General features: G+C 68.3%; 10 protein-coding genes. 6 read left to right on the forward strand and 4 right to left on the reverse strand.

What is annotated here, in order from left to right; translation table 11 throughout:
- Nucleotides 1-7: 7 nt before the first annotated feature.
- Nucleotides 8-538 carry a helix-turn-helix domain-containing protein gene (locus tag ACFYNU_RS01815; protein WP_356590205.1) on the reverse strand — a complete coding sequence of 177 codons (531 nt, stop codon included), beginning with the start codon at nt 536-538 and terminating at the stop codon, nt 8-10.
- Nucleotides 539-643: 105 nt separating this feature from the next.
- Between ACFYNU_RS01815 and ACFYNU_RS01820 the strand changes: the two genes are divergently transcribed.
- The 5 genes from ACFYNU_RS01820 (at nt 644) to ACFYNU_RS01840 (ending at nt 5,788) form a co-directional block, all read left to right on the forward strand.
- A complete protein-coding gene (locus ACFYNU_RS01820; protein WP_356590203.1) occupies nt 644-2,062 on the forward strand; it encodes an MFS transporter in 1,419 nt (472 codons plus the stop codon).
- A gap of 71 nt (nt 2,063-2,133) precedes the next feature.
- Complete coding sequence (locus tag ACFYNU_RS01825; RefSeq protein ID WP_356590201.1) at nt 2,134-3,132, forward strand: SEC-C domain-containing protein; 999 nt, start codon at nt 2,134-2,136, stop codon at nt 3,130-3,132.
- 29 nt (nt 3,133-3,161) lie between these two features.
- Nucleotides 3,162-3,614 carry a very short patch repair endonuclease gene (locus ACFYNU_RS01830; RefSeq protein WP_356590200.1) on the forward strand — a complete coding sequence of 151 codons (453 nt, stop codon included), beginning with the start codon at nt 3,162-3,164 and terminating at the stop codon, nt 3,612-3,614.
- Entirely contained in the window at nt 3,611-4,582 is a 972-nt protein-coding gene (locus ACFYNU_RS01835) for a DNA cytosine methyltransferase (protein ID WP_356590198.1), read from the forward strand. The genes ACFYNU_RS01830 and ACFYNU_RS01835 overlap by 4 nt, the downstream gene beginning before the upstream one ends.
- 189 nt (nt 4,583-4,771) lie before the next feature.
- Nucleotides 4,772-5,788, forward strand: a complete 1,017-nt coding sequence (locus tag ACFYNU_RS01840) for a DNA cytosine methyltransferase (protein WP_356590196.1) — start codon at nt 4,772-4,774, stop codon at nt 5,786-5,788.
- A gap of 11 nt (nt 5,789-5,799) precedes the next feature.
- Here ACFYNU_RS01840 and ACFYNU_RS01845 read toward each other — a convergent pair whose 3' ends face one another.
- From ACFYNU_RS01845 to ACFYNU_RS01855, 3 genes are read right to left on the reverse strand one after another with little or no spacing between them, the layout of a single operon-like run.
- Entirely contained in the window at nt 5,800-6,687 is an 888-nt protein-coding gene (locus tag ACFYNU_RS01845) for a DUF6339 family protein (RefSeq protein ID WP_356590194.1), read from the reverse strand.
- Complete coding sequence (locus ACFYNU_RS01850; RefSeq protein ID WP_356590192.1) at nt 6,684-7,661, reverse strand: hypothetical protein; 978 nt, start codon at nt 7,659-7,661, stop codon at nt 6,684-6,686. The genes ACFYNU_RS01845 and ACFYNU_RS01850 overlap by 4 nt, the downstream gene beginning before the upstream one ends.
- The gene (locus ACFYNU_RS01855; protein WP_356590190.1) at nt 7,658-9,772 is read right to left on the reverse strand and encodes a helix-turn-helix transcriptional regulator; all 2,115 of its coding nucleotides are present in this window, start codon (nt 9,770-9,772) and stop codon (nt 7,658-7,660) included. Before ACFYNU_RS01855 ends, ACFYNU_RS01850 begins: the two co-directional genes overlap by 4 nt.
- 545 nt (nt 9,773-10,317) lie before the next feature.
- On the opposite strand from ACFYNU_RS01855, the gene ACFYNU_RS01860 reads away from it, so the two are divergent.
- Nucleotides 10,318-10,689 (forward strand): hypothetical protein, encoded by a 372-nt coding sequence (locus tag ACFYNU_RS01860; RefSeq protein WP_356590188.1) that lies wholly within the window; start codon nt 10,318-10,320, stop codon nt 10,687-10,689.
- Nucleotides 10,690-10,760 lie beyond the last annotated feature (71 nt).

Raw genomic sequence — 10,760 nt, forward strand, 5'->3', positions numbered from 1 at the left:
CCAGCCGTTATACACGATCGGTTTCGATGGGCAGAAGGAGAAGGCGGGGGGCGAGCAGCGCCCGGCTCACCGGATTGTCCGGGTCCGGATCGAGTCCGCGGCCCGGCAGCATCCGTACGTCGCGCGGCGGTACGGCCATGGCGCAGGCCGGGCACTCGCCGTACGAACCCAGCTCGGTCCCGCAGACGGCGTGTGTGAAGACACGCATCGGCAGGACGCCTTCGATGTGTTCGCGGCCCCAGAGACCGAGGGAGCGCAGGACGGGCCAGAGGGCGATGCCGCGCTCCGTCAGGACGTACTCGTCGCGCGGCGGCGATTCCTGGTAGCGCCGCTTCTCCAGGATGGAGGCCTCCTCCAGTCGCTTGAGACGGGTGGCGAGGACGGCGCGGGGGACGCCGAGGTGGGTGAGGAAGTCGTTGTAGCGGCGCACTCCGTAGAAGGCGTCGCGTACGACGAGCAGTGTCCAGCGCTCGCCGACGACCTCCAGGGCTCGGGCGATCGAGCACTGCTGGGTGGAGTAGTCCTTGCCGAGGGCCATGACCTCACCTTAACCAATTCAAGGTTCAATGAACGAACTCACCATGTTACGGTCGTCGAGCTGCTGGGTTCATTCACCGAACTCACCGAGCCTGGAAAGGTGGCCATGCCCCCGACGCCCGTGTCCACGAGCCCCGCCGCTCCCGCCATCACCTCCGGTGGCCGGCCGGGCGCCACGCTCGCCGTCACCAGCGCGGCGACGACCGTCGCGCTGATGAACTACACCGTCCCGATGCTCACGCTCCCCGACCTGACCGCCGACTTCGGCACCGCGATATCGGCGCAGGCCTGGCTCCTCAACGGCGCCCCGCTCGGCCTCGCGGCCCTCCTGCTCGTCGCGGGCAGCCTCGCCGACGACTACGGCCGCCGCAGACTCTTCCTCGCGGGCACCCTCGGCCTCGCGCTGACGACCGGACTCGGCGCGCTGGCCGGCTCCACCCTCACCTTCACCCTCGCCCGCATCGCGCAGGGCGCCTCCAGCGCCGCGATCATCGCCAGCAGCCTCGGCCTGCTCGTGCACGCCTTCCCTCCGGGGCCGGGGCGGATCAGGGCCACCGGCGTCTGGGGAGCGTTCGTGAGCGCGGGAATCGCCACCGGGCCGTTGCTCGCCGGTGCGCTGGGTACGTACGGCTGGCAGCAGCCGTACGCCGTACTCTCCGCCGCCGCCCTCGTCATCGCCGTCCTCGCCTTCCGTACGCTCGCCGATTCCCGGGCGCCGCGCGGCGCGCGCCCCGACCTGGCGGGCGCGGTCGTACTCGGCGCGGCCATGACCGCCCTCCTGAGCGCGCTCACGCTGGGGCGCGACGGATGGCTGCGTACGCCCGTCGTGCTGCTGCTCGTGGCCGCCGCCGTACTGACCGGCGTCTTCGCCGCCGTGGAGCGGCGCGGCGGCGCCCCGCTGATCGATCTGCGACTGCTGGGACGGCGGCCGTTCCAGGCGGCCACGTCGGGGGCGCTGTTCACGGGGCTCGCGGTGATCGGCCTGTTCAGCTATCTGCCCGCGCTGCTCATGCGCACGCTCCACATCTCCCCGATGGGCGCGGCGGGCCTGTTCGTCCTCTGGTCGGGCACGGCCTTCCTGGTCGCCCTCCAGACCCGCCGCCTCGCGGGCCGCGTACCCGCCCGCCACCAACTCGCCCTCGGCTTCGCCCTGCACGCGGCCGGCGCCCTGTCCATGCTCGGCGCGGTGGGCGCGGGCTCGTGGGGCCGGCTGATACCGGGCCTGATCGTCGCGGGCGTGGGCAGCGGCCTGCTGAACGCCGCGCTGCCCCGTCTGTCGGTCGAGTCCGTCCCACAGGAGCGCGCGGCGATGGGCTCGGGCGCGAACAACACGGCCCGGTACATCGGCTCGGCGGCGGGAGTGGCACTGATGATCGCGGTGGCGACATCGGCGAGCACCCCGGAACACGGCACGGACCTGGCGATCCTGGTGTCGACGGGCCTGACGCTGCTGGGGGCGGCGCTGGTGCTGTCGCTGAGGGACGGAAGGGGGCGGCGGCCTGAGGGCACCGGCCCCCGGGTGTGAGCCGGGGCGGGGCCGGCCTGTGCCCCGAACCCCCTCCGCCCTGACCGGCGTACAGCAGTACGGTGTGGACCATGCGCCCCGACATCCCTGCCGACCACACCACCGAAGCCGAGCGCCTGCTGCGCACAGCTGCCCAGTACCCCGAGGACCGCGAGCCCCTGCTCCTCCAGGCCGCGGCCCACCTGGAACTGGCCGGCGCCCGCGACCGCGCCACCGGCCTCTACGACGACCTCCTCGCCGGCACCCCGGACCACCCCCACCTGGTGAAGGCGCTGAAGGCCGCCAACCTGTGGGAGTACGGCCACGAGGCCGAGGCCCGCGCGATCATCGACGGCCTGCGCATCGCCGAACCGCTGGAGCCCGCGCCCTGGGAGATCGTGGCGGAGACGCTGGAGGCCCACGACGAACTCGAAGCGGCCCACGACTCCTACACCACGGCCCTGAACCTGCTCCTGACCCCCGGCGAGGAAGTCCCGTACTCCGCCGGCTCCCTCCTCCTCGGCCGCCACCGCCTGCGCCGACTGCTGGGCCTGGAGCACGACGACTGGGACGCCCTCGGCGACCAGGTGAACAAGACGTCCGTCCCCCTCGACGAACTCCACGACCCCAAACGCCTCTGGGCCCTCGGCTCCGACAACCCGGCCGAACTCCGCGCCGAGATCGCCCGCCTGCGCGCCGAGTTGGGCTCGTACCGCTCGGCCCTCTCCCGCCCGTTCCCGGTCGCGGTCCTGCACTGGCCGGCCGCCGAACTGACGGAACTCCTCACGGCGTACCCCGACCTCCACACCGAGTACCCCTCCCGCGAAGCCCACCTCGCCCAACTGGAGGCGTCCCTCCGCGAACTCTCCGCGGCGGGCACCCCCAACCTGGGCATCGTGACGGGCACGGTCCCCTCGTACGAGGCTTTCGCGGCCTCGGAATCAGCTTCCCCCTCGGACCCCAACCTGCTCCCCCAGTACGCCACCACCCTGGCAGCCCGCGGCCGCGCCACCTCCTGGCCCCCGGCCCGCAACGCCACCTGCTGGTGCGGCTCGGGCAGGACGTACGGGGAGTGCCACGGGGCGGGTTAGGGGTCGGCAGAGGAACGGGTTCGCAGCCAATGAACACAGCCAAGCCCTCATCGCCCGCGGTCTCGGCCCGGATGAGCCGACAGGCACGCCGGGACACCGCACCCGAGGTGGCGGTCCGCAAACTGCTGCACGCCTCCGGGCACCGGTACCGGGTCAACGCCCGCGTCCCCGACATGCCTCGACGAACCGTCGACATCATGTTCACCAAGGCCAAGGTCGCCGTCTTCCTCGACGGTTGCTTCTGGCACGGCTGCCCTCTGCACGCCACCCGGCCGAAGGCCAACGCCGAATGGTGGCGCGAGAAGCTGGACAAGAACATGGCCCGGGACAAGGAAACCTCGGCACACCTGCAAGCGGGAGGCTGGACGGTTCTGCGGTTCTGGGAGCACGAGTCGCCCGTTCACATGGCGGATGAGATCGCCGAGACCGTGGCCCGGAACAGGAGACACGAGACAAGGCCCGCGAAGGACGGAGACGAATGAGACAGCTACGATCCCTGGACGTGTGCGCGGGAGCCGGAGGTCTGACCCTGGGCCTCGAACAGGCGGGATTCCAGCCTGTGTTGCTGCTCGACAAGAAGTCCGTGGCATGCGAGACACTCCGGCTGAACCGACCCTCCTGGCAGGTGCTGGAGACCGACCTCCTGGACTTCGACCCGGTGAACCACCAGCAGTGCTACGACGTGGACCTGCTCTCGGCCGGTCTCCCTCGGGTGAAGTCGGCGGCAACGCACGCACGGACGACCGACGATGACGAGGAAGTGCGCCTTCTGGAGGCCACGATCTACCTCGTGCACGCCGTACAACCGAGGGCGCTGCTCATCGAGAACGTTCCCGGACTGGCGGGCGCGCCCGAATTCGCCGAGTTCCGCGACTTCGCCCACAAGGAGCTGGTCCATCTCGGATACACGTTCAACTGGTTCGTGCTCAATGCCGCCGACTTCGGAGTCCCGCAGGATCGCAAGCAGGGCGTGCTGGTCGCGATGAAGAGGGACGGCTCACGCGACTACCTCCCGCCCCGTCCCACGGTGACTCGGCATGTCACCGTGGGCGAGGCTCTGCACGCCTCGATGTCCTCTCGTGGGTGGACCGGGGCCGACCACTGGGCGGCGTCGGCCGACAGCGTGGCCCCGACCGTGGTGGGGGGCTCCGAGAAACGTGGCGGCGCGGATGTCGGCCCGACCGGTACCAAACGGGCCTGGGCCCGGATGGGCATCAACGGCAACGCCTTCAGCGAGGAGGTCCCCGGACCTGACGGGGTCCAGGAATCGGACACGTCCGGCTCGCCGCTCAAGAAACTCACCGTGGCACAGACCGCCGCTCTGCAATCCTTCCCACCAAGTTGGCAGTTCGCCGGCGGCAAGACCGCCCGCTACCGGCAGATCGGTCACGCCTCGCCGCCACCTGTGGGGCACGCTCTGGGGTTGTCCATCGCCGAGGCTCTGATCTGACGCGCCGATCCCGACAGGTGGTCGTGGTCCGCACGGGCTCGATCTCCGGCTGCCGGCACGCCCCGGGCGCGGGCGCGGGTATCCTGTCCGACGGCGATCTTCGTGGATCGGGCACGACGACCGACCACGCGACGCCTGTGCCGACAGCCACTTCGACAGCCTGGAGATCATGTGCGTGCCGTCCAAATCGTGGATCTGTTCGCAGGTCCCGGCGGGTTGGACGTCGCCGCGGAGCAGCTGAATCTCCCGGTGGAGGGCATCGAATGGGACCCGAGCGCGTGTGCGACGCGCCGCGCCCACGGTCTCCCCACGCACGAGGGTGATGTCAGGGACTTCAGTCCCTTGGACTTCAAGGACGCTTCCGTCCTTGCCGGCGGGCCCCCCTGTCAGACCTTCACCGTCGCAGGGACTGGTGCTGGGCGCAAAGCCCTGGACCTGGTCAAGCACTTTGTCCGCCAAATGGCTGCCGGAATCGACATCGAGCCGGAAGTGGCGCTGCTGGATGACGAACGTACGGGTCTGGTCCTGCAACCGCTCCGCTGGGCGCTCCTTGCCGAGAAAGCAGGAAAGCCCTACGACGTAATCGTGTTGGAGCAGGTGCAGTCGGTACTTCCGGTGTGGGAGGAGATCGGCAAGGTACTCGGGGACCGCGGCTACTCGGTGGACTGGGGAGTTCTCCGTACGGAGCAGTTCGGAGTCCCCCAGACACGCCGTCGTGCCATCCTGATTGCCCGCCGCCACGGAAAGGCGAAACTGCCCAAGCCGACCCACCAGCCCTACCAGAAGGGAAAAAGGCCGGACCCGGGCCACCCGAAGCTGGAAGAGTGGGTGGACATGCGCCGAACACTGGATCGGACAGAACCGTTCGTCGTCGTCTCCAACTACGGCACGGGCGGTGACCCCAAAGAACGCGGCCGACGGAGCTGGGACGAGCCCTCGGCAACGGTGACCGGGAAAATCTCCAGGAACCGTGTGATGACGCCCGACGAATCGAAGGAACTGCCTCGATTCACCCACGCCGAGGCGGGACTGCTTCAGACGTTTCCACGTGATTATCCGTGGAGCGGCAAAGACATCGCGCAGCAGATCGGCAACGCCATCCCGCCACTGCTCGCCAAGCACGTGCTCAGGGCCGCGCTCGGTCTCTCCGAGCCGTCCGTCTCCGAGGCCGAGCCAGGCATGCTGGACTTCGTCGTCGCTCGTTGAGTCGCCGGGTCCTACCCCTCGGCCGATGCGGTCCTCCCTCGTACCGGAGCCTCCTGGAACAGTTCACGGAAACGTTCGGCGAGCGTGTCCACCGCCAGCTCCGAGACAGGGTCGTCGGCCGGCCCGTCCGGCAGCTGTCGTCGAGACACCACCTGCGCGGAGTCGGCTCCGGCGACCCATGCCTCCAGAGCGTCGCCGTACCAGTCGTCGTCCTCCGCCAGCACGTCGTAGAGCAGCGTGCCGGCCGCCGCGTTCGCCACGGTGGCGAGGGCGTTCACCTCACGACCGGTACGGGCGACGCCGTTCTCCACCAGTCGGATCACCGCCTGGGCGGTGGGGCGATGATCGATGATGTCGAGGCGCAGGAGCGTGTTGAGTACGTCCTGATTACCGCAGGCCACCACCGCCGGGGCGTAGTCGGCACCATTCCTGAACAGCTCCGCCGCCCACCAGAGGCGGGAGAACGCCTGGGTGTAGTGGGCCCCGCGGAAACGGCTCGCCGACACCATCGGCGGGAGCCCGTCCTTGCCTTTGGTCGGCAGGTGACGCCACACCAGATAGTCCGGGGCGACGGCAAGGGCGAGATGATTCCACATCGCCTCGTCGGCGGCCTCCCTGCGGGTGAGTCGAAGAGTCGCGTGCAGCCGAGGTGCGAGCCAGGCGTCGGCCCTGGTGCGCTCGTCGGCAGGATAGAGGTGCATCACGTCGTCGATCAGGTCTCGCACCGGTTCGACACGTAGGCGAACGTCGTCGTCGGGCAACGACGTCACCTGGCGCCCCAGTTCGATGTACGGCGGATTCTCACGGCCGGACCGGACACCCATCCCGATGTACTTGACCGCATTGATGTCGGAGAGCAGAGCCAACCGGTCCGGGAGCGGTTCGGGCTTGTCGGTCATGCCTTGCTCGCCTTCTGTGACGCGTCGAGTACACGGATTGCGGTGCTGAGGTTCCTGGCCACCTTGGCGCGGCGACCCGCCGCGTAACTGATGCGCGGCTGCAGCTCGTTCCAACCGGAGGACTCCTGGCGCCTGGCGTGGATCTCACTCAGAGCGTCCATTCCGGACATTCCGGGGAGTACGTCGGCGAGCATCCCGCGAAGTACGGCGTCACGCCAGCCGCCCGGCCATTCGGGATTGCCCTCGTCGTCCAACTCCAGGTCGCTGACGGCGGAGTGGAACACCGCCGTCCAGATGTCGGTGGCGATCTGGGTGGCGAGCATGTCCCTGACGGCCCGCTCCACGGGACCTCCGCCGGAGTTGAGCAGCTCGGACACGCCTTCGAACCCGGTGTTGAGGTGCACTGTGGGTAGGTCGCCCGACGTCTCCACGATCCACGGAGCGTCCTTGAAGGGGCGGAGCCACTCCTCGGGACCGGAGGCGAAGTCGACCTCGTTGATCTGGAGTTCCCTGCGCCGTACGGGCGTTCGCGCCGTGAGGTCGACGACCCAGTTCTCCTCGGATCCACCGATGATCCGCCCCGGTACGCCGTCGACCGTGGCCACGACGGACACGGACAGCTCCGCCTGACTTCGATGCGCGGCCCGCCACAGCCTGATCCGCCCCGTCCACTCCGCGTCGGCGCCGCCCCGAGGGTGAAGAACCGCCGTGGTACGTACGTTGGTCGCCTTCTCCGTCAGGACCAGAACCGCGGACACGTCCTGCCAAGGCCCCTCTTCGAGCTCCTTCATCGGGAGGATGGCGGTGACACTGATCCTCGCGCACTTCCAGTCGTCCCGTTCGACCTGGTGCAGTGCGACCACGCGCTCGTCCCCGGAGAACACCGACGTGTGAAGGTCCTTCTGGTCCTGCTTCACGGCGGTCACCCGCAGGGCGATCTCGCCGGCCGGCGTCCGATAGGGAAAGACCTTCACGCCAGGGCCCCTTTCGTCTTCTGGAGGTCGACGATCAGTCCCGCCAGCGCCGCACGGACCGGATGGGTGGACACGTCGGTGGTTGCGGTGAAGGTGGCACTGCGCGCACCGGCCTTGAAGCGTAGGGCGCCGTCCACGAACTCGCAGTTGGCACCGGCGACGACCCGTGCCCAACCGACCGACGGCCGACCACCTGATCGGACGTCGAACCGGGCGACGGGGCTCATGACCCAGGGATCCTGGCGCAGGGGCAACTTGACCTCGGCCTCGATCTGCCAGGCACCTCCTTCGTCCACGAACGCGTCCACATCGATGATCGTGGGGAAACCACCGCCCCGGACGGCGGCCGGCGGGGCGCCGTCCAGCCCCAACAGGTCTCGCAGTGCCTTCGGACCGCCCTCGCTCCGCTCCTTGCGCTGTCCGACGAGTTCCCGCACCGCGTTGTTCGCGGCCCTGGTGAAATCGGCGATCCGACGGTGTGCGGTGGGTGAATAAGTGGCACGCAGCTCTTCGGTCTGTGCCCACTTGTTGTGCTCGGGAGGTTCGGACGCTCGGAGGAACGCCTCGGCCCGATCGGCCTCGACGGCATCCGCGCCGGCCGCGTGCCCGGCCAACAGCACCGCCTGGAACGAGTTGGTACCCAGAGGAAGATCGGGGACGCGTGCGGATCGCACCTTCATCCGGCTGCCTCGCATGGTGACCATGTGGTTCGGTTTGCCGTCGTCCGCGTCCTCGGCCGCTGTCACCAGAAGAACCGCCTCGTGCTCGGCGGCCTTTCCACGCCCCCTCACGGCAGGAACCTTGAGGGGGACCTTGGCCATGGCGACCTGTCCGATCTCGGTGAGTTCGTCGACGGTCCGACCGTCGAAGTACGCCTTCAGGGCTCGGGTACGTGACGGCTGCACGAGTCGAGGATCGACGCGCTGCTCCTTCATCACCACGACGCCGTTGCGCAGGGTGCGGACCGAGGCCTCCAACAGAGGCGAGGTGTTCTCGCCGGAGGTCATCGCGGCCCAGAAGTTGTTCGCGAGTGCGACCACGAGCTTCTTGTGCATCGCCTGGACGGACTCGTCCTCGTCACTGTCGTCACTCGCGGTGGACTCGTCGGTCCCGCTCGCGACGTCATGGGCGCCGACCACGAGGAAGGACGTGCCCGGCTCGTCGTTCTCGCGGGTGAGGTGCAACCGCTCGACCGTCTCCTCCTCGGCCCACCAGGAGCGCGCCACGTTCTCGCTGCCCGGAACGGTGTCGGGCTCGCCGAACCATGCGGGGCCGGCGCAGGCCTCGCCGTTCACCACACGCCACGGCAGGTCGAGTCGTCCGATCAGCCGGCGTGCCGTACGGCCCTCGTGCGGCACGGACAAGGTGGAGTTGATGAGAACCAGGCCCAACCTGCTGGCGGCCCAGAGCGTGGCCTTACCGAGGCCGTACGAGCCACCCGCCCCGTCGTCCGACTTGTTGCTGTCGAGCTGGCGTCGGACGACGGCGGCGAACCGGCCGTCGTCGTAGTCGTCGCCGGTGAGGCCGGACGCGTTGTAGTCGTCGACCCTCAACAGCACGAGCCGGTCACGCTCGTTCATGTCTCTCAGGCCCTCGGCGATGACCCGGCCCACCTTCTGCTCCTGTGCGGCGGCGGCCTCGTAGTGCGGTCGCAGATACGCCCAGCCGATCGCGTCCCGGAAGCGCGCGAGAGGTTCGCCGCTCAGCTCGTGCAACGTGTAGCGAACGCGAACCGGTCGTGTGCGGTCGAGACGCTCGTCGAGACTGTTCTGGGTCGCCTCACGCGCCAGCACCTCGACATCCGCCTCGAAGGCGAAGGCGGCGGCGTTGCCGAACTCACGGCCGCCGTCCTTGTGGGCGGGGCGGTGATACCAGGAGACAGGACGTCCGGTCACGGCATCGGTGGTGCGGGTGTGCACGGTCCCGGGATCCGTGCCGATCGCCGTCGCGATGCGGCGCATCATGTCCTCGCGCGGCACCGCCCTGCCGGTGATCCAGGCGGAGACCGCGGCACGGGTCAGCCCGACCCGCTCGCCCAGCTCGGCCTGACTGATGTCCAGAAGCCTCAACTGCCGTGCGAGCCAAGGGCCGAAGTCCTCTCCCACGTCCATGTCACACCACACCCCTCAACCACGCTCGGCACATCCTGCGACACCACGATACACCGTCATTTGACGTCACGACTCTGCGACAATATTGGTTGACAGCCGAGCCGCTCCGCCAGGATGGTCTTGACTCTCACTTCTTCAAAACTCAACAAAATTCACATTTACCCGAAAAGTCTCACACATGGACATACATGCCGAAATCGGAAGTCGGGCGGGACGTTGAGGATTGAGTGCCCGTCAGCCGCCCTTTCCAGGGCGCGAGTTGACCATCAAGACCGGTTGACTCCTTCGAGAGGAACGTCTAACGTTCCTCGCCAAGCGCAAATCGGCAGGCACATCGAGCAATCCTCGATCAAGTGCCTCTATTTTGCCGTGCATAACAACAGGGAACCCAGTTCGTCGCCTCCACCGGCGTGACGAGCTTCGTCGCCCTGTTCAAAATCACAAACCATTCGGGAAGGCCATCTCCAAAAGAGAATCGGAGCCGAGTCAGCCCCGTTTCGCAATTCCCCGGTCGTACTCCCTGAATTCCCGACGGAGGCTTTCCCATGCCCGAAGACGACTTCACCTACATCGACCTTCACGACTCCATCGAAGAACCGGACCTGAGGTACGAGTTCCTGCTGTCCGTCGGGAAGACCCCCACCGAAATCAAGTACGACCGTCGGCGGCGTGCCGAGGCCGCCCTGAAGCGGGATGCTCGGAAGGGCGACAACAGGAGGTCCGAGGAGCCGGTCGTCTCTCCCGGAGCCAGGTCCGAACTCAGTGACGTCCGGCGTTCGTTGCGCGCCGCCGGTCGCTCCACCAGGTCTTCTGCGGCCTCGACGACCCGTCCTCCCAACAGGAACACACCGCGGGTCCGGAATCGCCCGACGTCGTCCCGGCGCAATCAGGTCGTCATCGTCATCATCGGTCTCTGACAACTCGATACACCGTCGGACAACACGTCTATCGTTTCGAGTGGGGCCGGCCACACCCATGACGTGGTCGG

Origin of the sequence: Streptomyces sp. NPDC006643 (assembly GCF_042870175.1) — a bacterium.
Lineage (GTDB): Bacteria > Actinomycetota > Actinomycetes > Streptomycetales > Streptomycetaceae > Streptomyces.